The 26,576-nt window shown below is 41.3% G+C and carries 20 protein-coding genes; 7 read left to right on the forward strand and 13 right to left on the reverse strand.

Annotated features, from left to right (window positions below):
* Window positions 1–381 precede the first annotated feature (381 nt).
* Entirely contained in the window at window positions 382–1,302 is a 921-nt protein-coding gene (locus tag J4856_RS12800; protein WP_428842426.1) for an IS256 family transposase, variant Zn-binding type, read from the forward strand.
* Between the two features lie 95 nt (window positions 1,303–1,397).
* Here J4856_RS12800 and J4856_RS12805 read toward each other — a convergent pair whose 3' ends face one another.
* The 3 genes from J4856_RS12805 to J4856_RS12815 all read right to left on the reverse strand — a co-directional run bounded on the left by J4856_RS12805 (window position 1,398) and on the right by J4856_RS12815 (window position 3,995).
* Complete coding sequence (locus J4856_RS12805; RefSeq protein WP_025838369.1) at window positions 1,398–2,477, reverse strand: S41 family peptidase; 1,080 nt, start codon at window positions 2,475–2,477, stop codon at window positions 1,398–1,400.
* Window positions 2,478–2,771: 294 nt separating this feature from the next.
* Window positions 2,772–3,380, reverse strand: coding sequence for a hypothetical protein (locus tag J4856_RS12810; protein WP_025838370.1), 609 nt, complete (start codon window positions 3,378–3,380; stop codon window positions 2,772–2,774).
* A gap of 120 nt (window positions 3,381–3,500) precedes the next feature.
* Window positions 3,501–3,995, reverse strand: a complete 495-nt coding sequence (locus J4856_RS12815) for an RNA polymerase sigma factor (RefSeq protein WP_025838372.1) — start codon at window positions 3,993–3,995, stop codon at window positions 3,501–3,503.
* Window positions 3,996–4,437: 442 nt separating this feature from the next.
* On the opposite strand from J4856_RS12815, the gene J4856_RS12820 reads away from it, so the two are divergent.
* Window positions 4,438–5,676: a reverse transcriptase family protein gene (locus tag J4856_RS12820; protein WP_025838373.1), complete on the forward strand. Its 1,239-nt coding sequence runs from the start codon at window positions 4,438–4,440 to the stop codon at window positions 5,674–5,676.
* A 162-nt stretch (window positions 5,677–5,838) separates the two neighbouring features.
* On the opposite strand, the gene J4856_RS12825 is transcribed toward J4856_RS12820, so the two are convergent.
* From J4856_RS12825 to J4856_RS12870, 10 genes are all read right to left on the reverse strand, one after another.
* Window positions 5,839–6,432 carry an aminotransferase class IV gene (locus J4856_RS12825; protein ID WP_025838374.1) on the reverse strand — a complete coding sequence of 198 codons (594 nt, stop codon included), beginning with the start codon at window positions 6,430–6,432 and terminating at the stop codon, window positions 5,839–5,841.
* Window positions 6,416–7,405 carry an aminodeoxychorismate synthase component I gene (locus J4856_RS12830; protein WP_025838375.1) on the reverse strand — a complete coding sequence of 330 codons (990 nt, stop codon included), beginning with the start codon at window positions 7,403–7,405 and terminating at the stop codon, window positions 6,416–6,418. The genes J4856_RS12825 and J4856_RS12830 overlap by 17 nt, the downstream gene beginning before the upstream one ends.
* A 41-nt stretch (window positions 7,406–7,446) precedes the next feature.
* Window positions 7,447–8,088, reverse strand: coding sequence for an NAD(P)H-binding protein (locus J4856_RS12835; RefSeq protein WP_025838376.1), 642 nt, complete (start codon window positions 8,086–8,088; stop codon window positions 7,447–7,449).
* Between the two features lie 84 nt (window positions 8,089–8,172).
* Window positions 8,173–9,231 (reverse strand): sensor histidine kinase, encoded by a 1,059-nt coding sequence (locus J4856_RS12840; RefSeq protein ID WP_025838377.1) that lies wholly within the window; start codon window positions 9,229–9,231, stop codon window positions 8,173–8,175.
* A gap of 167 nt (window positions 9,232–9,398) precedes the next feature.
* The gene (locus J4856_RS12845; protein ID WP_025838378.1) at window positions 9,399–11,324 is read right to left on the reverse strand and encodes a 4-hydroxy-3-methylbut-2-en-1-yl diphosphate synthase; all 1,926 of its coding nucleotides are present in this window, start codon (window positions 11,322–11,324) and stop codon (window positions 9,399–9,401) included.
* A gap of 167 nt (window positions 11,325–11,491) precedes the next feature.
* Window positions 11,492–11,998, reverse strand: coding sequence for a 5-(carboxyamino)imidazole ribonucleotide mutase (purE, locus tag J4856_RS12850; protein WP_025838380.1), 507 nt, complete (start codon window positions 11,996–11,998; stop codon window positions 11,492–11,494).
* 119 nt (window positions 11,999–12,117) lie between these two features.
* Entirely contained in the window at window positions 12,118–12,735 is a 618-nt protein-coding gene (locus J4856_RS12855) for a membrane protein (protein ID WP_025838381.1), read from the reverse strand.
* A 19-nt stretch (window positions 12,736–12,754) separates the two neighbouring features.
* The gene (gene rpoN, locus J4856_RS12860; RefSeq protein ID WP_065367657.1) at window positions 12,755–14,269 is read right to left on the reverse strand and encodes an RNA polymerase factor sigma-54; all 1,515 of its coding nucleotides are present in this window, start codon (window positions 14,267–14,269) and stop codon (window positions 12,755–12,757) included.
* A 45-nt stretch (window positions 14,270–14,314) separates the two neighbouring features.
* Window positions 14,315–14,962, reverse strand: coding sequence for a hypothetical protein (locus tag J4856_RS12865; protein WP_065367656.1), 648 nt, complete (start codon window positions 14,960–14,962; stop codon window positions 14,315–14,317).
* A gap of 549 nt (window positions 14,963–15,511) precedes the next feature.
* Complete coding sequence (locus J4856_RS12870; RefSeq protein ID WP_025838383.1) at window positions 15,512–17,689, reverse strand: outer membrane beta-barrel family protein; 2,178 nt, start codon at window positions 17,687–17,689, stop codon at window positions 15,512–15,514.
* A 547-nt stretch (window positions 17,690–18,236) separates the two neighbouring features.
* On the opposite strand from J4856_RS12870, the gene J4856_RS12875 reads away from it, so the two are divergent.
* From J4856_RS12875 to porZ, 5 genes are all read left to right on the forward strand, one after another.
* Window positions 18,237–21,140 (forward strand): leucine--tRNA ligase, encoded by a 2,904-nt coding sequence (locus J4856_RS12875; RefSeq protein WP_065367655.1) that lies wholly within the window; start codon window positions 18,237–18,239, stop codon window positions 21,138–21,140.
* Window positions 21,141–21,297: 157 nt separating this feature from the next.
* On the forward strand, window positions 21,298–22,224 hold the full coding sequence (locus J4856_RS12880; protein ID WP_211817821.1) for a YitT family protein: 927 nt from the start codon (window positions 21,298–21,300) through the stop codon (window positions 22,222–22,224).
* Window positions 22,225–22,450: 226 nt separating this feature from the next.
* A complete protein-coding gene (locus tag J4856_RS12885; protein ID WP_025838385.1) occupies window positions 22,451–23,035 on the forward strand; it encodes a non-canonical purine NTP diphosphatase in 585 nt (194 codons plus the stop codon).
* Between the two features lie 331 nt (window positions 23,036–23,366).
* Window positions 23,367–24,275, forward strand: a complete 909-nt coding sequence (locus tag J4856_RS12890; RefSeq protein WP_025838387.1) for a glycosyltransferase family 2 protein — start codon at window positions 23,367–23,369, stop codon at window positions 24,273–24,275.
* A complete protein-coding gene (gene porZ, locus J4856_RS12895) occupies window positions 24,272–26,296 on the forward strand; it encodes a type IX secretion system anionic LPS delivery protein PorZ (RefSeq protein WP_065367653.1) in 2,025 nt (674 codons plus the stop codon). The genes J4856_RS12890 and porZ overlap by 4 nt, the downstream gene beginning before the upstream one ends.
* Window positions 26,297–26,576: the final 280 nt, after the last annotated feature.

The following is a 26,576-nucleotide window of genomic DNA, read 5'->3' on the forward strand; positions in this document are numbered from 1 at the left end:
TTGGTAAACTAAGTCCCCTCTAATCAAATAATTTTTGTTTGCTTTTGGTCGTTCAACGCCTTTCTGACAACAACAAGTTGCTTCTATCCTGATAGATTATTGCGATGTATTTAGTATCTAACACCATTGGTGTTAACCATTAGCACCAATCGTGTTTACCATCCGCACCATGTGTGATGGGCGTCAGTACATCGGCAGAAAACAGAAATAGAGGGGTATTATTGTCGTTGTGGTAATATATAGAAAACACTGACGACAATCTGATACGATAAAGTTCTATCGGACAGCAACATTTGGCCTATATGACAAAAATGTGCTTAAAATCCTTGTAACTATCTAATAATCATTATCTTTGTTTTATTTATATTTTTATGGCAAAAAATCTGCTTTTATTGTGGCTCAAAATCGACTATAAAACGTGGTCATCTTAATGGTAGTCAACGCTGGTATTGTAAGTGCTGTAAGAGGAGCTTTGTTGGACATAATCGCCTTACCAATACCATTGTCAATAATCGTTATTCCAAGGGTAATCTAACAGTCAAAGATCTATCAGAGGAGTACGGAGTTTCAACCAGGACAATTTATAGAAAACTCACCAAATCTTATAAAGAAGAACTTCCCAACCTTCTTGTTCGCCCTGTAGTGGTTTTAATGGATGCCACCTATTGGGGACGTAATTTTGGTGTCGTTATCATGAAGGATTCATTGTCTGGTGATGTACTTTGGTTTAAGTTTATCAATAGGCATGAACGTCTTGAAGACTATAAGGAGGGCATAAGCTACTTGGAGTCACTTGGGTATACCATTCAAGGGCTTGTATGCGATGGTTTTAAGGGACTTAGGCAAGCTTTTCCCAATTATAAATTCCAATTATGCCAGTTCCATCAAGTAATGACTATAAAGACAAAACTAACTTCAAGACCCAAGCTTGAGGCTTCAAAAGAACTGCTTGAATTATCCAAGATGTTATGTCATACGGACAAGGAGTCCTTTATTGGGGCTTTAAAGGAATGGTACACCAAGTGGGAGGATTTTCTTAAGGAACGGACAACAACAGAAGATGGAAAATCACATTATACTCATAAAGCTCTACGTAGTGCTTTTTTGAGCCTTAAAAGGAATATGTCGTCATTGTGGACATACTATGATTACCCTGAATTGAAGATGCCAAATACAAACAATGCCATTGAATCACTCAATGCAGATTTAAAGACAAAATTGAACCTACACAAGGGGATCAGTATGGAAAGAAGAAAGATCTTCATCCAAGACTTTATAAAGTCCCATTCTCCTAAGAAATAAAAGGGGAATGGGAGATTTTAAGCACATTTTTGTCACATAAGAGAAAACGACGCTAAAATAAGCACACTTTTGTCACATAAGCCCAACATTTTGTTTTAATTCAATTTTAAATGCTGTGCGACCCATATTACCCACGTATCAACGTTGTCTTTTAGAGAGGTTGGAAGTGGAATAGGTATCTTTACATCTGGTTTGATACCCAATTCTTTGTTTTTAATTTGCAAAGCGAAATCTTCATCAACACAAAGAGGGTAATAGCAGGTAATCCCGCTATGTGGAAGTTTAAAAGGAGTTACATTGCCAGACAGGTTTGCCCCATTAGTATTATCTTGTCCATATATTTTCCCACGATTGCAATAATCTTTAGTAAAACGGGCTAATGTTTCTCCAGAACTTGCTGTTTTACTATCGACGAGGATTGCTACTTTAGTTAAATTGCTTGATAAGAAGGTCATTTCCTCATCGTCATCCTCTTCTGTTAATGGCACAAACTGAGACTTTGATTTCTTTGCTTTCTCAGCAAGGTTTATGTTCCCTTGTTTCATCAGCACATCTATATTTGCTGGACTACTTCTGAATAATACTTTCCAAGCCTTGTCAGGTTTATGGTCTGCAAGTATTTCAAAGAATGGTTCCCAAATAGCATCATTCCCACCAGTATTGCCCCGTATGTCTAAAATCAGGTATGGGCAGTTTCTCTTTTTAAATACTTGTGCCACGCTGTCAACCCATGCAAAGGTTGGATTCTGACCACCACAAGACGGTACTCTTACTAAATACGTATTCGAATCAACCATACATGTAAGTGGTTGGGGATTATATTCCATTTTTTCTTTGTAATTAATATGAATCTTTCGGTCATATTCCTGCCAGAATTTATGCCGATCAACGATAAAATGTGTATCGAATTGAGAAAAGAACCAGAAGACATAATCGCAAGTTGCTGTCTCTATATCTTGTCCTTTCAACAAGTTTTTTCTGATGGTCTTCTTATGTTTTCTGTATTCTTTACCGTACATTTTGTTGATGTATGGGAAAGTGGCAAGGTTGGTTTCTGTGAACTGTGTAAGGTATTGATAGTCTTGCAGATTATTGTTTATGCTGTCAGGACGCGTTGCGGATGATGTTAATGTCCATGATAGAGATAAGAATACAAAGAATAGTTTGAGGTTCATAATACTTTCTTTTTAAATAGATAGGAGATTTTATTCTACAGTTTTGTGTTTCTTTTCCAGATATGTCTTGTCAATGCCTATATGTTGATGACGGTTCCTTTATCTTTTAATGGTAAAGGTAGTAATTTTGTATTGAACTACAAATTTATTATTAGAATTTTGTATTGTAGGATAAAGTAATGGGTTAAAGACAGGATAATAACGGGTAAAGGAGACAGAGTAACATAAGAACAAGCAATAAGTTCTTATGTTACCCTGCACTTTGTTTATATGTTACTCTGTCTTTATTCCTCTTTATTCTGTCCCTTTTGTCAGTTCATCTATTTGGCTGATAATATCCGAGTTAATGCGTTGCATACGGAGGTATATCCATATACCGATGGCTACTCCGGCAATTAAGCCAACGCCACCGCCAACCAGCATACCATCGAACATGGATGTATGGTCTCCTCCCTTCGCAGCATCTGACCCATAGTATGCCTCGATAAAGAACCAAGGAGTCCATATAATCATTATGATTGTGCCACATAAGAAGGACTTTTTGCGTAATTTCTTCATCCTTTGCATTTGTAAGGAAGCCGCTATGAGGTCGCCATTCAGGAACTCCTTCTTATTAACATGGTTAATATAAGCATCGAAACAAACACAGAAAGTCATAACGAGTACGGTAAATCCGTAGAACCACCACGACATGTTAAACATTACTCGAACTTCATTGTAACCGTAATAAATAAATAGTAACACTAAGAATGATACCCATGTGTACTTCTTCATAAACGACATCTTATTGAGCATTGACTGTCTGATAAGCTTATCGTTGACGAGTGTTTGATTGTCAAGTTTATTCTTGAGGATATCCAATTGCTGACGCATTTCCTCAAACTCTGTATGCTTTGTTTCCATTGTAGTTTTCTTTTTAATGTGATTGTTAAGCTTTGTAGGGTATTGGGCTAATTGGGCCAATTGGCCTAATAGGGCTAATAAGACCAATAAGACTAATCTCATTCATTAATGGTTACTCCCCTACTCCTTTGTTGTTTCACTTGTTTTCTTCAGTTTCTCTTTGATTCTGAATAGTCTTACTGAGACATTCTTCGTACTGATACCGACGATTTCGCCAATCTCTTCATAGCTCATATTCTCCAACCAAAGGAGGATGATAGCACGGTCGAAAGGACCTAATTGGCTGATACGGCGATTGAGTTGCTGTACCTGTCGGCTGTCATCATCGCTATCCGTAAAGGGATTGATGTTCATCGTAAGTGGAATCGTTTTCCGTTTCCGTTTCTTTCGGTCACAAGAGATGCAGGTGTTGAGGCTAATACGATAGAGCCACGTGCGTACATCGCTTTCTCCTCGGAAGTTCTGCAGACCCTTCCAAAGGTTTATCAACACCTCCTGAAAGAGGTCGTTCACCTCATCTTCATCCTTTGAGAACATATAGCACACGGTGTAGATGGTGCTTTTATGTTCTCTCACGATGCGTGAGAAGTCTTGTTCATTTTGTAGGTTGTCCATCTGTTGATAGGTTGATTTTTGCTCATTAGACGCACGTAGTAAATGAAAAACTACACAATAGGGATAAAATTTTTTATTTATCGTTTGCAAAAGTATTGTTTTATGAGGACAAATACAAGTCCTCGAAGGCTTTATTTAGTAAAGAAGATAGACTTGTTTTCATCATTCAAAATATTAGATTACTTGATTTCTAATGATTTATAACCGTTTTACCAAGGCTCAACAAATATTTTACAGTTATAATTTAATAGTTGAAAAATTTTGCTGTTTTAATTATAATATCTATCTTTGCCACAGATAGGAACGTCTGAAAGAATTAGAAGTGGTTTCCGGCGTATTCGCTGGAGTTTGATACGAAGTATCGTTTTATTGTTAACGAAGGTTCACAATAAAAGTAATTCCCTTACAGCGTTCCTATTTTTTTGTTTAAAACAAACGCACTATGGCTACCAGAACAATAAACGGAAAGGAATATACAAAGGTTGATTTTGAGAATAAACTGCGCCATTTAAGCGATGCACAGGAACTTGCAGCGATGCTGAACGAGCTGAAGTTACCTTGGTATTATTCTGACTTTCGTGGTAAACAACTAAGTTTTTTAGCTGATACCAATAATGTCCAACGACGTTGTAAGACTTTCCGACTTCGCAAAAAGCACGGCGGCTATCGCGAGATTACGGCTCCGAAAGGAGGTCTTCGTGGTATATTAAATGCACTCAATATATTACTTCAGACCTATGATGAGCCTACTCCTTGGGCGTTTGGCTTTGTCTGTGGTCGTTCTGTGGTTGATAATGCGCGTCCACATGTGGGGAAACGTTATATTCTAAACCTTGATTTAAAGGATTTCTTCCCCACTATTACACGCCAGCAGGTGGCTGACTGTCTGACGGCAGAGCCTTTTGGCTTCTCGTCATTGGCTGCAAAACTCATCTCTGGGTTGGCTACTGTGCACACAAAGAACAATGAAGAAGTTTTAGCACAGGGCTTTGCTACATCGCCAACGCTGTCGAACTTTATTTGTCGGGAGATGGATAAGGAGATAGCGAGCATAGCTACTGCACAAGGAATTACCTTTACCCGTTATGCTGATGACCTCACTTTCAGTGCTGACACAGACATCCTTCGTCCGCAGGGAGAGCTTGTACAGCAGGTAAAGACTATCGTTGAGCGTTATGGTTTCCGACTGAATGAAGAGAAAACCCACTTGCAACGTCGTGGAAGACGGCAGGAGGTAACAGGCTTGATGGTAACGGAGAAAGTGAATGTAAGCCGCCGTTACGTACGTGAAATCCGTTCCTTGCTGTATATCTGGGAGCGTTACGGCTATGAAGATGCCTGTCAGGCTGCGTGGAAGAGCTACAGACAGCAGCATGGAAAGACAAAGGAATATCTTTATTTCGTACCTCTTAATGCTGTTCTGAGGGGTAAACTGAACTACATGAAGATGGTGCGTGGAGCCGATGACCCACTCTATCAGCGTTTTGTTAGTCGTTATAACGCTTTACAGAAAACGAACAAACGAGAGGTAAAAGAGGTGACATATAAGGCTTATATGGGTAAGTATCTTTCTAATTCAACAAGAGATAAAAAGAGGAAACGCATTCTTAACTTTATATTGATGGTGATTATATTGGTTGCTATTATACTCATCAAATTGTTTTTAAAATCACTTCTGTAAGCAGTAAAAAGTAAGTTAATAAGTAGCGTCATTCTCATCTTTCGTCATGTAGATGACTGCCTTTTGCGAATTATTTTCATGAAAAGAAATATTTATTTTCATGAAGAAAAATATTTATTTACGTGAAAAAAAATAATTATTTTCATGAAAATAATTCGCTGTTTACTTAATCTTATCAACTGGTAGTATAACTTCTCCCAATGAAATCATGGCATTGAAGAGGCTTATATACTGATAGTTAGGAATGTCAGAGACCATGATTTCACGCTCTTGAAGCAGTCCACAGTCGAGCAGTCGTTGGCGCATCGTACCGTAAAGGAGTGGTGTAGAGGGTGTAAACCATTGTTCTCCATCATAGAGTGCAATGTTAGTATAGGAAGTATCTGTAAGGTGATTGTTGCGAACAATAAGTATTTCGTCACAGTCACCTTGCTGTTTTTTTAGTTCGTTAAGTGCCGATCGGTCAGTACTCTTGTAGGGATAGCTGATATTGTTGTCGTAGACAAGGTGTAAAGAGTTGATTTCCTTACATATATAAGGAGTACAAGTGATGTCGTGGATGCCCTTTTTATCATAGACAAAGCGTAGTTTCGAGCATTCCATGGGTAAGCTAACAGGCTGCAGAAGGTCTGCTATACGCAGCGGTTCTGGCTGTCCTAACATTTCCTTACGTGTGCGGTTCATCCGCTGTTCGTGGTAGGCAAGATTGCAGACACAGCCGTCTATTACCCTTATTGTCTCAATATATTGGCACATAAACCTTTTCTATCACCTCTTTATATTCGTCATCGTTATTGCTTTGAGCCGTAATTCCACCCCCAGCCTTGTAGTGAAGCTGTCCGTCTTTATCCTGATCAATAAAGCGAATCATCACCGCACTGTCTAATTGTCCTTTACTATAACAGCCCATCACACCCGTGTAAAAGTCTCTTTCGTAGCCCTCAGCCTCATCAATTATCTCCATTGTACGAGGCTTAGGGGCACCTGTAATGGAGCCAGCAGGGAGCAAATGGAAAAGCAGTGTACCGATATTCTCACGATAGTCCATGGGAAGCTGTCCTGTAATCTCCGAACTTGTCTGCAGGATTTCACCCTTGTTTGTTGTCAGATGGTCAACATAGCGATAGCGTTTCACTTGCACTTGCTCTGCTATGATACTCAAGTCGTTGCGGATAAGGTCGACGATGGTAGCGTGTTCGGCTGCTTCTTTCTTATTTTCCATCAGTTCCTTCTCGGCTTCAGGACGTGTTGCATCAATCGTTCCCTTCATTGGGAAGGAACTAATAAGTCCTTCTTTGTTAATACGAACGAATATTTCTGGAGAGAAACAAACGAACTTTTCTTTCATCCAACAGCGGTATAACGCCTTTGAACGCATGAAGATATCGTGCAAGGAAAGATTTGTACGGACAGGAATTTTGCATGTCAAGTTGGCTAAATAGCTGTCGCCTTCACGCTCTCTTTGCTTGACAAGGTTGATACGCTGTTCATAGTCATCTCTTGTGAGTGGTTCGGTATGCCATTCCACAGCCTCATTGCTGTAGCTTTCGCACTCAGGGATATTAGATAGACTTGGGAAAGCAAAAAGCAATTCATGTGGATTGATGTCCGTAGACTCCTCTATGTATGCACCATCGGCTTTATAATTTATGATAAAGATAAAGTCTTTATCTTCCTTAGCCAGCGTGTTCATCCGCTGAATGGCACGTTCACGGTCGTATAGTATCATATTCTTTTGTTGCAAGCAGATAAGGTGTTTTGTCTCTTTGTTTATCTTTCTCCAATCTTGAAAATATCCTTTGGCTCAAATACTCCTGACTTCTCTGTTTTTGCAAGTTCAACCATACAATGCGCAACGACTTCTGTCTTCATTGGACGTTGGCTCTGTAAGAGTCCTATTTGATTGAAGAATTGCAGTATAGAAACAGACAGTTTCTCAGAGCTTCTTGTAGTATTCTTACGAATTAATGCAGGTGGACGAAGGATGGAGATATGCTGGAAAGGAAGCTCTTTGATAGCTTCTTCTAATTCACCTTTTATTCTTGTATAGAAGAAAGGTGAGTTGGCATTAGCCATAGCAGCCGATACTAAGACAAAAGATGGTACACCCTGCTCTGCTGCTATCTTAGCAAAATTGTATTGATAGGTATAATCTATCTTGTATTGATTCTCCTTTGACTTAGCTGCTTTGCGCGTTGTTCCCATACAAGAGAATACGACATCGCCTTGAACAGAGAGTCTCCACTCATCCGACTGGTCGAAGTTTACAATATGTGTTGTTACCTTTTCGTTATTTATGCCTGGGTCTCTTCTGACGAAGATAGCTATCTGTTCGATAGTATCATCATTGATAAGCTCTTGGACAAGGTCTTTACCTATTGCGCCAGTAGCTCCTAATATTATTGCTCTCATTGAGGGGATTGGGTGTTGGGTGTTTAATGTTGGGTGGTGATGATGTGTGGGGATTGGGTGTTGGAGGTGATGATAACTATTATATTACGGCTTAATAATAATCTTGAGGTGGTAAACCTCTGGAGTAATACGCTGTTCGATGTGATACCTATCAGGATAAATCAGTTCTAAACGGCGGTACATATTCTCTAATCCGATGCCCTTTCCGCTCTTGTCAGTGTCATTTTTTGGATAGTTACTGTTCTCACAGAGAAAGACTATCTTACCATTATCTTCCGTGATGGAGATGTGGATAAACGATGGTTTATTGGCACTTATACCATGCTTAAAGGCATTCTCAACAGGTGTTAGGAATACCAATGGCGCAATGAGCAATTGTGAGTTGTGGATGATGAATTGGCTCTTTATCTCTACATTGCTGCCTGACCGTAGCGTCATCAGATTGATATAGTTCTTGATAAAGGCTATCTCACCATTAAGGCTCACCTCCTTAGGCTGTGTCTCGTAGAGTGCATAGCGTAGGAGTTCAGATAACTGGCCAATTGCCTTTTGAGCATTGTTAGGACTTGTCTGGGTAAGGGAAGCAATGTTATTGAGCGTGTTGAAGAGGAAGTGTGGGTTTAGCTGGTTCTTTAGCCATGCTAATTCTGCTTCCGTCATCTTCTGTTTCTCTTCTCTTAGCTGCCTTTGTAGTGTGTTATGACGGATATAATAACGCACAAAGATGGCTGCAACCACCATTGTATAGTTGAGAATCATCCACATAACCCCAAACTGATAGAATCCTATTCGTATTGGAGCATTGGGTAAATCGGCATTATAAATGCTGAAAATGTGGTGATTCCAAAGAACGATAAACAGTAGGTTGATTATCCAGAATGCCCAGTGCTTTACCTTGTTCTTTGCTTCAAAGAGATAAGGCACAAGCACATAGAAGTTTACCATGAAGACAATCAGTAACAAGAAGAGTACGAAGGCATTGATACACATTGAATCCTTGGCTGCATTGACATCGTGTTCAAGCAACATAATGACCAATGACCAGATGGAAACCAAGAGCGCATAAATACCTACCTGTGCGCCAAGGACAGACAGGTTGTAGCGACTCAGGCAATACTTCTTTATTTCCTCCAATACCTTCATGTTGCAAAGATAGTCTTTTATAAGGAAAGAAGCAAGCGGAATCTATACTACATTTTTACTTTTTCTTGTTTTAACATGCGGAGATAATTATCGGTAAATCAATGGTTTATAAAGGTGATTTGATGGACTTATTAGACAAAAATGCCCGATATGTCCATACTTAATCACTATCTCTCTTGATCTGCCTTGATTAATGCCAACAATCGCTCAACCGCCTCTTCTTCTGGAATATTGTGCTCAACGCATACCTGTTTGCGGTAGAGGCTCACCTTCTTTGGACCTGCACCCACATATCCATAGTCTGCATCAGCCATCTCACCAGGACCATTCACGATACAGCCCATGATACCTACCTTCAGTCCTGTCATTCCCTTGGTAGCTTCTTTGATGCGGGCAATCGTCGTGCGGAGGTCGTAGAGCGTACGTCCACAGCCTGGGCAAGAGATGTATTCGGTCTTCACCATGCGCAATCTACCTGCTTGAAGAATACCGAAAGCCGTTTGCTCAACATCCTCTTGTGAGAGGTTGCCATTGTTCATCAGCCAGATACCATCGGTAAGTCCGTCCATCATCAGTGCACCCATATCTGCTGCAGCCTCTAATTGGAACTTCTCTTTAGCCGTAGTTGTCTCAGCCTGTTGGCTGTTACAGCTTTCTTCCTTCTCCTCGGTAGTTGAATGCTGATACATCTGGGCGAAGATAATAGGGTTTTTCAGTCCTGCTATCATCAGTTGATGCGCCAATGCACGCTGGTCACCGAGTCGGTTCTGATGGCTTGTCATACATACCACAACCACCTCTGGATGTGTTTTTAGACAAGCAAGGAACTCCTCTGAAGGTGTACCAAACTTCAAGACGAGGAACTTAACATCACTGTTTATCGCACTGATGAAAGGCATTCCCGTCACAGGGAAGATTGGATAGACGTTCTCTAAGGACTGCTTACCACTGTTGGCAAGGTCCATATAGGCATCATAATCAAGGATATACTTCTGTTTCTTTACCCTTTTCTCAGGCAATTCACCCTGTACATAGATATAGTCGGGCTTTGGTAGCTCTGGTGATGATACCTCGGCAGTTGCTTGATCAGCCTTTCGAGTAGCAATAACAACAGGAACATTCTCACCACCGATGTTGCCTGCAGCCACTGTTTCACGTCGCTTAGGGTGGAGATAATCAAAACCAGCATATTGTTCTGCAGGTATGAGGAGATGTTTCTCGTGTCGGCGGATATACCATGTGAGGTATTTAGCCACTGGAATCTCACACTCTGGCTCTTCACTCAGAGATACACGAATGGTATCACCGATACCATCAGCAAGCAAAGCTCCAATACCTACGGCACTCTTTATACGTCCGTCTTCACCTTCACCCGCCTCCGTAACTCCAAGGTGGAGCGGATACTGCATACCTTCTTTGTCCATTTCAGCCACCAGAAGGCGTACGGAACGAACCATCACAACGGTGTTAGATGACTTGATGGAGATGACAATGTCATGGAAGTCGTACTTACGGAAGATGCGGAGGAACTCCATACAGCTCTCTACAATGCCTTCTGGCGTATCGCCATATCGATTACGAATACGGTCAGAGAGGCTACCATGGTTGACACCAATACGTACAGCGGTGTGGTTCTCCTTGCAGATGTTGATGAAAGGAACGAGTCTATCCTCAATCTTCTGTAGTTCCTGGGCATATTCCTCATCGGTATATTCCAGCTTTTTGAATGTACGGGCTGGATCGACATAGTTACCCGGATTGATACGAACCTTCTCTGCATAGAGTGCAGCCACGTCTGCTACATTGGCATTGAAGTGAACGTCAGCACAGAGCGGCGTCATATAATTATCAGCACGAAGCTGTGCATTGATATTCTTTAAGTTCTCTGCCTCACGCTTTCCCTGCGTTGTGAGGCGTACAAGTTCTCCTCCTGCATCAATGATACGCTTAGCTTGTGCAACACTTCCTTCCGTATCATCAGTGGAAGTTGTTGTCATTGATTGTACGCGTACAGGATTCTCACCACCGATGTTGAGTGCACCAACATGGGTGACAGAGGTCTTCCTTCTTTCAAAGTTGAATAAATCTATCATATTCTATTTTTATAATGGGATAACTCCCCAACCCTTTTGGGATAATGGAAGACTTCCCCCATCCCCTCAGTAAGAGGGGATGTAGCAAGATACAATAAGTAGTGATTATCTTCACCCTAATAGTTTTTCATCACTATTCCCCTTCCTTGAAGAGGTTAGGAGAGGTTTTAGCACTTAAACTTATAATCCTTTATCTCAGCCAACTCCTTGTTAGCTTTCTCTATCTTCTTTCCTAAGGAAGCCTTCCAGTTGTCAATCTTCTTGGCAATAGCCTCATCGCCGAGTGCAATCATCTCTGCAGCAAGGATGGCAGCATTCTGTGCTCCATTAACGCCAACAGTAGCAACTGGAATGCCAGGAGGCATCTGAACGATAGAAAGTAAGGCATCAAGACCATCGAGCATACCCTTGATAGGCACACCGATGACTGGAAGTGGTGTAGAGGCAGCAATAACGCCAGGTAAAGCAGCAGCCATACCAGCTGCAGCAATGATTACCTTCACGCCACGACCTTTTGCTTCCTTAGCAAAAGTCTCTACTGCATCAGGTGTACGATGTGCTGAGAGCGCATTCACCTCAAAAGGTATCTCTTGCTCTTCCAACCACTTACAAGCCTTTTCCATTACGGGTAAATCGCTTGTTGAACCCATGATAATACTAACTAATGGCTTCATATTCTTAATGTATTAAGTGTTTATTCTTTATTTCTTTTGTGTATGAATATTATCAAGACAGATATTATTCTCTGTCGGTTGTTGTTTTAATCTTGGCTATTGAACGCCTGTCTATCATTCTATACGATGATAATCGTAAAGAACGAACAGATAAGACCCAAGAAGAATCCGGATGTCACCTGCTCTAATGAGTGTTGTCTGAGAATCATCCTACTGCTACCAACCAAGCCTGAAACAGTGAGTGTCAGACAAAGCCACCACATCGGATTGAAGTTGAACAGCAGCGAAAAGGCAATCAGCGACCCCGTCACACCACCAATAGCTGCCGTATGCGTAGATATCTTCCACCACACGTTGATGATAGCACAGAGAATCTGTATCACCAATGCCACCATAAGAATTGATGTCAGTATGTGAGGTAGGTGCAAGATGTTCATGATGTAGAAGCATGTAAAGTAGCAGAGAATAGAAATCACGTAGGGAATCATTCTTCGCTCTCGCTGCCCTAATTGTATCAGTGTCCAGCCGTGGTATTGACGGTAAAGATGGATGAGTAAGGTAGGGATAAGAACTGTGAAGGCATAAACCAAAAAGACATACGAGAACTTTGCCTGCCATGGGAACATACTAAGATAGCTAAATGTAAAGATAGCCAATATGCCCACAACGGGTAAATAGAATGGTGTGAGAACCATACTCACGACCCTTGCTGTTAATATAATATTCTTTTCGTTCATACTTTAACACCTAACCATATCACTCTTTCCTAAGTCTTGCAACAGGTAATCCAAGCTGTTCGCGATACTTGGCTACTGTGCGACGTGCTATGGGGAATCCTTTTTCTTTCATCACCTTAGCAAGTGTATCATCACTGAGCGGCTTACGTTTATCCTCTTGGTCGATAACTTCTTTGAGTGCCAACTTGATTTTACGTGTTGACATCTCCTCACCATCCTCCGTAGTATAGCTGTCAGTAAAGAAGAAACGTAGTGGGAAGGTACCCCATCGTGTCTGTGCATACTTGATGTTGCTCACACGTGATATGGTTGAGATATCCAGTCCTGTTCGGTCGGCAATATCTTTGAGAATCATAGGTCTGAGGTCTGCCTCATCTCCATCTTGGAAGAACTTCCGTTGTATGTCGATAATAGCCTTCATCGTTATCTGTAGCGTATGGCGTCTTTGCTTTATCGCTTCGATGAAGCCTTGTGCCTTGTCAACCTTTTCTTTTATATAGAGCAGTGCTTCCTTCTCCTGTCGGTTCATACCGGCTTTGTTGTTGCGGTAAGTATCCAGCATGTCATTGAAGGTTTGTGAGACGTGGAGCTCTGGCAGATTACCATGGTTTAAGGTGAATGTCACCGTACCATCATCTTCCGTATCAACGATAAAGTCGGGTGTTATCTGTTGTACGTTACGTCCTTGCGTCTCGCCCATGGATGAGCCTGGCTTTGGATTCAGCTTCCGAATCTCGCGTTGAAGTGCTTCTACTTGTAGGTCGGATAGTGAGAGAGCGCTTTGAATCTTGTCCCAGTGTTTTTTAGTGAAAGCTTCAAAATAATGAGTAAGGATGGTATGGATATACTTGTACAGATGTCCGTTGCGCTCCCATTCTCCATTCTCAACCTTACGGTCTATCTGCAGGAGGAGACATTCTTGCAAGTTTCTTGCACCGATACCAGCTGGGTCAAAGTCCTGCAGAATCTTCAGTACCTCTTCTAATTCCTTAGTAGATGCGTCAATCCCATAGTAGATAGCCAACTCATCGCTGATACTATCGAGGTCTTTTCGCAAGAGTCCGTCATCATCAAGACTACCGATAAGATACTCCAAGATACTCTTCTGCCGTTCAGTAAGCTCTCTTTCTCCCACCTGCTCATTGAGTTTATCAATGAAGGAAGTTGTGTCTCCATACACAATCTCCTCATATTCAGCATTATTTCGTTGCTGTCTTGAATCGTATGTAGGAAGATCATCATCCGAACGCATACGCTCTAATGCCGAGTCGAGCGCATCTTGTCGCTCCTCACGCTCCTGCAACGTGTCGAAATCATCGTCTTCTGAATGCTCTACAGTATCGTTGTTATCAATGCTATCGGTCTCCTCCCCTCCTGCTTCTAAGGCAGGATTATCATCGAGTTCGGCATTGACACTTTCCTCTAATTCTGTCAGTGGCATCTCCAACAACTTTACTTGCAGCATCTGCTGTTGTGAGAGACGCTGCACTTGTTGTTGTTTCTGGGTCTGAATTTGTACTTGTTCCTGTGCCATTGTTTACCTGAATTGTGCTACAAAAGTACTAAAAAACAAGTATAATCAAGTGAAATATTCCTTTAATTGTGCTGCAAGGGCAGAAAGTTTCTGAGGGTTGTCATTTCCATAGCGGTTCCATACCTCCTGACAAGGCAATAGTAAGGGTGATATCATGAGGTCGTCACGGTTCAGATAGGGGTCGCAGAATTGGAACACATCCATTACCTCAACAACTCTTTGTGGCTTTATCTTCATCAGCTTAGCAAGGTCTATCACCTCAGGTGTCTCCGCTGCCATTGTAATAGGAGTAAGACGGAAATAGAGGTCGAGAATCATAATGAGCATAAAAGGCTTCAACTCCGTAGCCCCTTCCACTGGAAGGAAGTCATGTTCAAAGGTTTCGCGTACCTTTACACCATCATAGAACTCCCTTGGCTGGCCAAATCCCTTCATCGATCGCAGCTTTTTTACGTCTTTGTTGAGCTTTCGTGTGTTCTCTCCGTACGTCTCCCAAATCAGATTAATGATGGGCATATCACGATGTCGCAACTTAAAAAGCTGTTCATAAAGGTTCTTTGGTGGTATGTGTAGCTCCAAACTGAGATCTACCAATGCACGTGAATACATCGGTTTCATTCCCTCTGGCTTTTTTAGGTAAAGCTGTAGGAGTAGTAGCCAATAGTCATCAGACCATAAAGGATGTGTTGCCATAAGCGTAAAATATCCTCTCTTACTCCTCTCTTTCGAGTAGAGAAGGAGGAGAAATACTTGTCTAAAGGGTATCTATATTTGTCTTTCGCAAAGATACTCCTTTTTTATTATAATGGCAAAAGAAACTGACAGAAAGTTAATGAGTTAACGGGTTGACGAGTTGACAAGTTGTTTGTGGTAAATAATTACTCGTAAGGTGATTTGTTTGTAGGTATGAATACGTTTTTAATAGGGCATAAAAATAGTGTTTAAAGTTGCCGTTTTATTTCCTAATTTCCCCTTGTGAGCCTACCTATAGTTACCTATTTCTAAATTATTTTCATGAAGAAAAATATTTTTTTTCACGTAAAAAAATATTTCTTTTCACGTAAATAAATGTTTTTCTTCATGAAAATAATTCGCTCTTGATAAGTATCTTAATCCTCAAAAGAGGGTCTATCTATTGATTTTCTATGCTAAAATGGGTGATTAAAAACCATTCTTTGGACTTAAATTTACGACATTCATCAAGCCAAATAACGTATGTTATACAGTCCTGACGACCTGTTTCTACTTCTTTCCTCCGCCTACTAAGTCATCATTCTGAATGCTTCGTTCTGCCTTCTTGACGCTTGCTTTTAACTTACCAAAGTTCCATGAAAGACGGATTCCAAAGCATTTAGGTTTCATAACAGCACGTTCATAACCAGTATAATCGCCTTGAACAATACGATAAGTACTTGATCTTTCTTTGATGAAAGGCGATTCTGCTGACAAAGATACTGTTAGTTTGTCTTTAAGGAAGCGACGAGTCAATGTAAAATCATAATAGAACCAGTGCCCTTCAATGGCATACGGGTTGTAAACTCTGTTGCCATATTCACCTCCAATACTGGTTGACAACGTTAATTTCCATGGTATTTTCTGCTCCCAATTAAAGTAGATACCACCACCGCATCCGCTGTTCTTGAGATAAGGTGTGGGTAAGGTGATTCGGGCATAACGCATGGAAGCATTGAGTGTAAACGATGTTCCGGTGAAAGGAGTCCATTCTGTGTAGGATGAAATACCAAAGACTTTGCTTTTCAGTATGTTCTGATACGTATAGACATTTTTGTGGTTCTGCTCATACATGATGTGAGCGATACCATTGTTGGTAAATGAATAATAGGGATTAAGTTGCAATGTGAATTTTGGTGCAACCAGCATATATTCAAGTTGTAGCTTTTGGTTACGGCTGCTTCCTAAGTTTGCATTACCAAAGGATTCTGTTGTTGGCGTACTGATTACGGCTGGATTAAGATAGCCGATGCCGGGTCTGTTGATGCTGGTGTTATAGCTTAATTTCAGCGTTTGTCCATCACTAATCTTGTATTGTAGGCTTGCTGATGGTACCCAGTCATTGAGATTAGTGTGGAAATCAGCATTACTACCATCAGGATAGGATGCTTTCATGTGGGTAAGTTCATATCTTAAGCCTGCACGGGCAGCCCATTTACCAGCGGTGAGGATATATGACAGGTATGCAGCTGCTACTTGTGCGTTATGCTTGAACTTGCTTTCCATGTCAGGTGTAGTCCCTTGATAGTCCATTAATGACGTACTGTTGTTGTAGCGAAGAATATATTTCGTTCCACTTTCTATCTTGTGGTGTTTTCCAAAGGGTCGTACATAGTCAATCTGGAAGGTATGTTCCGTGAAGCGTTCACGGGTGTTCCGGTCGTAACTTGTATAGCTGACAGGGAAGTTTACCATATTGCTATATGCTTGACGGAATGTAGAGTGCGATCGTGTGGCAGCCAGCATATAAGAGATTGTAAGCACTTCTCCATCTAAATGAGTCTTATGTTGATAGTCCAAACGTCCTCCAAGATTAAGATATGAGTAACCCGGTGTGGTCATATCATTATTGAATTTGTAAATCAGTTGGTTATTCTTGTTCCATAGTTCATTCGTGCTCTGTGTGTTAGCATCGGTTTTATAGCCGAAGAAATTGGTTGATGCGGTCATCAGGTTGAGTGAATCAATCTCGTAACTGGCATTGATATTGCCGAAATGTATTTTTGCACCAGTATGATTGTTTCCATATTCACGTCTTTGCTCGCCTGTTTTTACGTAGTTATAGACTTTATCTCTATAATTTTCTGTCTGGTTCTTGTTTTGGTTTGCATAGTTATAATTGACGGATGTCGTAAGTTTTCCCACCTTTGTGGTCAGATAAGTACCAAGTCTTACAGAGCCATAAGAGTCAATATTCGAGTTCACATTGCCTGATATTCCTTGTAGTTTAGTATTGCTCATCATAACGATGTTGAGGATAGCTGTAGTCCCTTCAGCATCATACTTGGCACCGGGATCAGTGATAACCTCAATCCTTTTGATCGTAGAAGCAGGTATTGCCTTGAGAATATCCTTAAGGTTCTGCCCAGAAAGACTTGGGTCAGGATGACCGTTCCTATACACCTTAAAACTTGTAGAGCCTTGAACCCTGATGTTTTCTTGTCCGTCAACGGTGACAAGGGGTATTTTCTTGAGTATTTCTAAGGTCGTCTTCGTCTGTGCAGTCTTGTCATGCTGCACGTCATAGGTTAGCTTGTCAATATCATTCTTGATAAGCTGGCGCCTTTGTGCTACGACGACTTCCTCCAACTTCTGTGTCTTTGTGGAGTCTGTTTTAGTTGTGTTCTGGGCTGATAGGGCTGTTGCAGAGATGCAAGCAGTGAGTAATAGTATTGATTTATTCCACATAGTCAAAGCGTTAAGTTTATAGTTATCAATATGATGCAAAGATATGTTTTTTCTTAATAAGTTGCAATTCATTTCAAAAATATTTTTACTTTCTTGTCTTTATGTCCCATATTTGACTCCTTTTTAGTGTTTTTTCTTTATTTATATGCAAGAAGATTACAATGCAGAAAAGCACACAGTGTTCGGTTATAGAGCAGATTGTCAAACGGAATGAATCCTCCTTTTAATGTATTGATTAATAGTGGTTTGATAAGATTTTGTTCATATCTGTTTGTCAATAGAACCTTACCAATGGTTTAATGTAACATCAAATCCCCCTATTCCTACTCTTAACTACTGACGTAATGAGGCTCTGCACGCATGGTGCGGAGGAGTGAAAGTCATGCAATATGTAGTTAAGATAAGAGCAGTTTATGGTTATAAAGGGCTTATTCTGCCCTAAGTAAACAAAGAATATTATATTTTTTCGTTCTATAATTCCCATCGAAACGAAGTGTTTTACGGAAACTTTTTGTAAATTTGCACATTAGTTATAATAGAAATAAGAATGGAATACAACTTCATAGACATTGAGAAGAAATGGCAACAGAAGTGGGTTGAGAATAAGACCTACAAAGTTGTTGAGGACGAGAACAAGCAGAAGTTCTATGTACTTAATATGTTCCCTTATCCATCAGGAGCTGGATTGCACGTCGGACATCCATTGGGTTACATTGCAAGTGACATCTATGCACGCTATAAGCGACTGAAGGGTTTCAACGTGTTGAACCCTATGGGATATGATGCTTACGGACTTCCTGCTGAGCAGTATGCCATTCAGACGGGTCAGCATCCACAGCTGACAACCGACACGAACATTGCTCGTTACCGTGAGCAGTTGGATAAGATAGGTTTCAGTTTCGACTGGGATCGTGAGGTACGCACCTGTGACCCACGTTATTATCACTGGACACAGTGGGCTTTCGAGCGTATGTTTGAGTCTTATTATGACTATACACAAAAGAAGGCAATGCCTATCAAGGACCTTGTTCGCCACTTTGAAGAAGAAGGAACATTGAACCTTAATGTCGCACAGAGCGAGGAACTGATTTTCTCAGCACGTGACTGGACAAGCATGGACGAGCTGGAACAGCAGGAGAAGTTGATGAACTATCGTATTGCTTACCTCGGTGAGACAATGGTAAACTGGTGTCCGGGACTTGGAACAGTGCTTGCCAATGACGAGGTTGTCAATGGTGTGAGCGAGCGTGGAGGCTATCCTGTCGTACAGAAGTTGATGAAGCAGTGGTGTCTTCGTGTGTCAGCCTATTCACAGCGATTGCTTGATGGATTGGAGACAGTCAACTGGTCTGACTCAATTAAGGAGACACAGAAGAACTGGATTGGTCGTTCTGAGGGTACAGAAGTTGAATTCAAATACCTTACACCAACTGGTGAGGGTCAGAAAGAGGGTAAGTTCACTATCTTTACCACGCGTGCTGATACGATGTTTGGTGTTAGCTTCATGGTATTGGCACCAGAGTCAGAACTCGTTTCAGAACTTACTTCAGAGGCTCAGAAGGCTGAAGTAGAGGAGTATTTGGCGTATGTAAAGAAGCGCACAGAGTTAGAGCGTATGTCAGACCGTAAGGTGACAGGTGTCTTCTCTGGCTCATACGGTATCAATCCATTCACTGGCGAGCAGATTCCTATTTGGATTTCAGAGTATGTTTTAGCTGGATATGGAACAGGAGCGATTATGGCTGTGCCTGCTCACGACAGTCGTGACTATGCCTTTGCAAAGCATTTCAACCTCCCTATCATCCCATTGATTGAGGGTGCTGATGTCTCTGAAGAGAGCTTTGATGCAAAGGAAGGAATCGTAACCAACTCTCCTGCTGCAGGAAAAGAGAGTATGGACGACTTCTCTCTCAATGGTCTTACGGTGAAGGAGGCTATTGCCAAGACCAAGCAGTTTGTTACTGAGAAGGGTATCGGTCGTGTGAAGGTGAACTATCGTTTGCGTGATGCTATCTTCTCACGCCAGCGTTACTGGGGTGAACCATTCCCAGTCTATTACAAGCAGGGGATGCCTTATATGATACCAGAGGAGTGTTTGCCACTTGAATTGCCTGAAATCGACAAGTATGAACCAACAGAAAGCGGCGAACCACCATTGGGTCGTGCAAAGGTTTGGGCTTGGAATGAGGCAGAACGTAAGGTTGTTGAGAAGTCATTGGTTGACGATAAGACTGTATTCCCATTGGAGTTGAATACGATGCCGGGCTTTGCTGGTAGCTCAGCATACTATCTTCGTTACATGGACCCACATAATGACGAGGCATTAGTGGGTAAGAAGGCTGATGAGTATTGGCAGAATGTAGATCTCTATGTAGGTGGTACAGAGCATGCAACAGGTCACTTGATTTACAGTCGTTTCTGGAATAAGTTCCTCTTCGATATTGGTACTAGCTGTAAAGAGGAGCCATACGAGAAGTTGGTGAACCAAGGAATGATTCAAGGACGCTCTAACTTCGTTTATCGTATTAACTCTGACGACCACTCAAAGGCACCAGTCTTTGTCAGTTTAGGGCAGAAAGACAAGTACGATACTACTCCTATCCATGTTGATGTGAACATTGTTCATGCTGATGTATTGGATGTTGAGGCTTTCAAAGCATGGCGTCCAGAGTATAACAATGCTGAATTCATCTTCGAAGATGGCACATCATTATCAGATTTCATCAACACCCAAAATTCATCACCCACCACCTACAAATGCGGTTGGGCGGTAGAGAAGATGTCTAAGTCAATGTTCAACGTTGTCAATCCAGATGTGATTGTTGAGCAGTATGGCGCAGACACCCTCCGTCTTTACGAAATGTTCCTCGGTCCTGTAGAGGCAAGTAAGCCTTGGGATACGAACGGTATCGATGGTTGTTTCCGTTTCTTGAAGAAGTTCTGGAAGCTTTATCAGCAGGATCTCACTGATGATGAGCCATCAAAGGACTCATTGAAGAGTGTTCATAAGCTTATCAAGAAGGTGACAGGCGATATTGAGCAGTTCTCTTACAACACAGCTGTTTCAGCGTTTATGATTTGTGTCAACGAACTTGGACAGCAGAAGTGTGCTAATCGTGAACTGTTGAAGAAGATGGTTATTGTCATCGCTCCATTCGCACCTCACATGGCAGAAGAGCTATGGGAGCAGTTGGGTGGCGAGACAAAGAGTGTCTTCGATGTTGAATGGCCAGCATGGGACGAGTCTTATCTCGTAGAGAATGAGGTGCAGCTGACTGTATCTTTCAATGGTAAGGCACGTTTCCAGATGACCTTCCCCGCTGATGCTACGAAGGAAGATATTGAGAAGCGTGCGTTGGAAGACGAACGCAGTCAGCATTATATCGACGGAAAGACAATCGTTAAGATTATCGTTGTGCCGAAGAAGATTATCAACATCGTTTGTAAATAAGTATTTAACAATCAACGAAGAGGCTGTATGGAAATAAGGATGCAACGCTTTATTTCTTTCACAAAGTTAACAGCTAACAGGAATAATGTCAGTGTATGAATAAGCTTTACAGCCACGTTTCGATACACCCTCTTCCTATTAACCATTTGTACCTCCTATGACTATTGATCAACAACTTATTCGTTCTGAAGCCAAAGATTACTTTTTCCTGACCGTTGGCTTAATTATCTATGCTGCAGCCTTCACTATTTTCTTAATGCCTTACGAGATTGTAACGGGTGGAGTGACGGGTATGTCGGCTGTAATCTACTATGCTACGGGCTTTAAGATACAGAATACCTATATGATTATCAACATTTCGTTGTTGATAGTTGCTCTGAAAATCCTGGGCTTTAAGTTCTTAATGAAGACTATCTATGCCATCTTTGCACTTTATTTCCTGTTGATTTTTGCACAGGACTTAATGCCAAGAGATGCACAAGGACACTTTGTTAAGATGCTTGGTGAGGGACAAGCTTTTATGTCGTTGATTATTGGTTGTAGCCTTACGGGTACGGGATTGGCAATCGTCTTCCTTAATAATGGAAGTACGGGTGGTACGGATATCATTGCTGCCTGTGTCAATAAGTATCACGATATCTCGTTAGGACAGGTCTTAATGGGCGTTGACATCTTGATTGTGGGTAGTTGTTTGTTCTTCCCTCAATTTGGTGATATCATGGAACGCTTGCATAAGATGGTATTTGGTTACTGTACAATGTTCATCGAGTGTTTTATGTTAGATCATGTGATGAATATGCGTCGTGAGTCAGTTCAGTTCATGATCTTCTCTTGGAAACATGAGGAAATAGCCAATGCCATTGTTGAGGAGACCGAGCATGCGCTGACTATCCTTGATGGGCATGGTTGGTACACGGGCAATGATATGAAAGTTATCTGCTTGTTGGCAAAGCGTAACGAGAGTAAGACTATCTTCCGCATTATTAAGATGGTTGACCCAACAGCTTTCGTGAGTCAAAGTTCTGTTATTGGCGTCTATGGTGAAGGTTTCGATCAGATAAAGATTAAGGCTAAAAGGAAATGAAAAAGCAGGAAAAGAAGTTGGCTGAAGCCATGAAAAAGCCTGCGAATGAACAGAAATAAAGATGCTGAAGAGCTGTGTTCCAGTCGCTAATTAGCAGGGACGCACGGCTCGTGTGCCCACTGACGATAAGCTTTTAAGGACATACGAACCGTGCGTCCTTGTTGTAGGATGAAGATTTGAGACTCTCAAACATGGCTTTTTCTGGCGTAAAAAATGTTTTATAAAGATGAAAATAGTATTTGCAACAAATAATAAACACAAGCTGGAGGAGATAAAAGATATCCTCGGAAAGGACTTTGAAATTGTCTCTCTGGCTGAAATAGGCTGTCATGAGGATATCCCTGAGACTGGAGCAACACTGGAAGAGAATGCACGTCAGAAATCTACTTACGTTGTTGAACACTACAATCAAAACTGCTTTGCGGATGATACAGGACTTGAGGTGGAAGCACTCGGTGGTGAACCTGGCGTACATTCAGCACGCTATGCAGAGGGGACTGACCACGATAGCGAGGCAAACATGCGTAAGCTGTTGACAAAGTTAGATGGTCAGACGAATCGTAAGGCTTGTTTCCGTACGGTAATCTCACTTATCATCGATGGTGTGGAACATCAGTTTGAGGGTAAAGTTGATGGCACAATCGCTAAGGAGAAGCATGGTACTGAAGGCTTCGGATATGATCCTATCTTCATTCCAGAAGGTTATGACAAGAGCTTTGCACAGCTGGGAGAGGAGATAAAGAATCAAATTTCACACCGTGCAAGGGCTGTGAAGAAGTTGGCGGAATACTTAGAAAGGCTGAAAGGATAAAAGAGTAAAAAGGTTAAAGGGGCTTTTAAGGGGGAAAGAAGTAACAAAGTAAAACCGTTAAAGCCCCCTTTTAGACTTCGATAATCACCCTTTCCCGAATTATTTTCATGAAAATAAATATTTCTTCTCATGAAAAAAATATTTCTTTTCACGTAAAAAAGAATTTCTTTTCATGAAAATAATTTGAAGAAGGAAGTTCCTTTATTCTGCTTATAGGCTGATATAACGGCTGAAAAGGGCTGCTTTTGTTAGCTTGGCAAGCTCCGATTCGAAGCTACGTAGCCATGTGTTGCTTGTTTGACGTTAGGAATATAACCATTTAATATCTGCTATGTTGTCTATTCTTCTTCCTGTTTACAACTGTAATTGTGTAGCTTTGGTGACAGAGTTACATCGGCAGTGCGTGGAATGTAAGGTAGACTTTGAAATTATTGTGGCTGATGATGGCTCGTTATCGGCTCCTTCAGTGTTCAATGCTACGAGTCACCGCCTCGTAGAAGCCAACAAAACTATAACTACCCTCCCCCACGTTCGTTATATCATCAGGGAGAAGAATGTGGGACGTTCGGCTATCCGTAACTTCCTTGTGACGCAGGCAAAAGGTGACAGACTGCTCTTTATTGATGGCGATTTATCCTTGGATAATCCTTCTTTTATCCGTAACTATCTGCAGACAGATGGTGATGTTGTGGTGGGTGGAATCAAGATTGGTGGTAATCCCGACCAATGGAAAGGTAATCTTAGATATCGTTACGAATGCGAAAGCGAGGCTATTAATACCATTGAGAGTCGGCAAAGCCATCCTTATCAGCACTTGGCAACGAATATTCTTGTGTATCTCTCGGTCTTAGGGGAGCAACCTTACGATGAACAGATCAACCATTATGGTTATGAAGATGTACTTTTGGGCAAACGATTTCAGCAGCAACAGGTGGCAGTAAAGCATATAAACAATCCTGTACTCTTTTGTGATTTTGAGGATAACGCCAGTTATCTTGCCAAGACAGAAGAAGCTTTACGTACGCTCTTTGCGTTTAGGAACGAGCTGAAAGGCTATTCTCGATTACTCGATAAAGCGGACCAAATAGAGCGTTTACACCTAATTTCCCTCTTCTCATTCGCTTACAAGTTCCTTTCTTCACCTATAAAGAATAACCTCTTAGGCAATAAACCGAGCGTTTTTTGGTTTAATGTGTATAAGCTGTTGTATTATTTACATTACACAAAGAATGCTATATGACAATAAAAAGATATTCCCTATCGCTTGTTTTATTCTTTTCTCTGGTTGCTACTGCCCTTGCTGGAGGTGTAGGAACATGGAAAAACTATCTTTCTTACAACAACGTACAATGGGTTGAAGAAGTAGGTAACAAACTCTATGTGCTTGCTTCTAATAGTCTTTATACGTATAACAAAAATGACCAAAGTATAAAGACGTATGATAAGGTCAACGGATTGAATGACACTGATATCCACTTCATTGCTTGGAATAAGACGGCACGTAGGTTGGTTATCATCTATGCAGATAATAATATCGACCTGCTGGACGATAGAGGGAATGTGACAAACCTACCTGATTACTACCTGAAAACATCAATGGCAGACAAGACCATCTATGGTATAGATATGTCTGGTGTCTATTGTTATCTCTCAACTGGTTTCGGACTTGTCAAACTTAATGTTGCTAAAACGGAGATAACTGATAGTTATAATCTCTCTTTCCCTATTAATTACAGCTACATCGAAGGCAATTATATCTATGCTGCCAGTCAGAGTAACGGCTTGTATCGTGCTGCTTTGTCTGATAATCTTCTCGATAAAAACAACTGGACGAATGTCGGAGGATATGTTGAACGTCCACGTACAGTTGACGCTACCCTACTAGCACAGGCCAAAATACTCAGTCCCGGTGGCCCAAAGCGTAACACCTTTATATGGACTTCTTTCCATAACAATCGTCTTTATAGTACTGGCGGTAACTATGATCCCATTGCTAAAAACTGGGAGAATCAGGGCATTGTACAGGTGTTACAGGGTGATGATTGGGACTTCTTCGAAGACAACTTCTCTACTCGTACGGGTTATCCTTATATAGGAACAAAGGCGGTAGCAATAGACCCTCGCAATAGCAATCATGTGTATGTAGGAGCACGAACAGGACTCTATGAGTTTATGTCTGGTAAGATGGTTGCCTTTTATAACAAGGACAATAGCATCCTGCAAGGAGCTATGGACAGAGGCAGAGAACTGGGTAATGATTATGTACTTGTCTATGGATTGGCTTACGATAGTGAAGGTAATCTGTGGGTACTCAATAACCAAACGAAGAAAGAAAACCTTATTCGTGTGTCGAAAGATGGGCAGATGACATCCTTTAGTAAACCGGAATTGATGAAAGATGGGGTTGGACTCTCTGACATGTCACAGATGCGTTTAGATAGTCATAATCTCCTTTGGTTCTGTAATGACCACTGGATTCAGCCGGGACTCTTCTCTTATGACCCAAAGAATGATAAGCTGAATGCCTATACTCGTTTTATCAATGAGGATGGAACGAACGTTGATATTAGAGCTGTACATTGCTGGGCTGAAGATTTAGATCAGAATATCTGGATGGGAACGACGGCTGGCCCTATGCTTCTTCAGCGATCTCAGATGAACGAACAGGAGAACTATCGCTTTGTACAAGTTAAGGTTCCGCGTAACGATGGAACTAATCTTGCGGACTATCTTCTCGCTGGTCTTGATATCACTGCTATAGGCATTGATGGCGGAGGACGTAAGTGGTTTGGTACTAAAGACAATGGTGTCTATCTCATTAGTGCCGATAATATGAAACAGTTGCAGCACTTTACCGCTTCTAATAGTAATTTGTTGTCTAATAATATTCTGTCTATTTCTCTCAATGAAGTAACAGGTGAAGTGTTCTTTGCTACTGATCAGGGTCTCTGTTCATACATGAGTGATGCGACAAAGCCTATAGAGTCACCTAATGATGAGATCACCTACGCCTATCCAAACCCTGTCAAACCGGGTTATACGGGTCTTATCACGATTGTCGGATTGGCAATGAATGTTGATGTGAAGATTGTAACAACCAATGGAACTCTCGTTGCTGAAGGTACGAGTAATGGTGGTTCTTTCGTCTGGGATGGTAAAGATAAGAACGGCAAACGTGTTGCTTCAGGCGTTTATATGGTACAGACTGCCGATGAGAACGGCGACAATGGCACTGTTTGTAAGGTTGCAGTGGTTAATTAATAGAGGCTATGAAGTCAAAGGTGGAATATAATCCAATCTTTTGATATAAGGCGAATTCATTCTCTATAGCGGGCTTATTTCTTGTTATGGATGTATTCTTATGTCAGTTGCTTTAGTGTGCTTATACGCAAAATATAAGCTTCATTTCCTCATTCACCTCTCTCTAGCCTCTTACACTATTTATCTATACCATGGAATCTTTCACGCATTGAGTTTACAAATTCTTATGCGATTCACTCATTTTGATAATGTTGTTTATATTATCCTTGCTTTTCTGACA

Source organism: Prevotella scopos JCM 17725 (genome assembly GCF_018127785.1).
GTDB lineage: Bacteria > Bacteroidota > Bacteroidia > Bacteroidales > Bacteroidaceae > Prevotella > Prevotella scopos.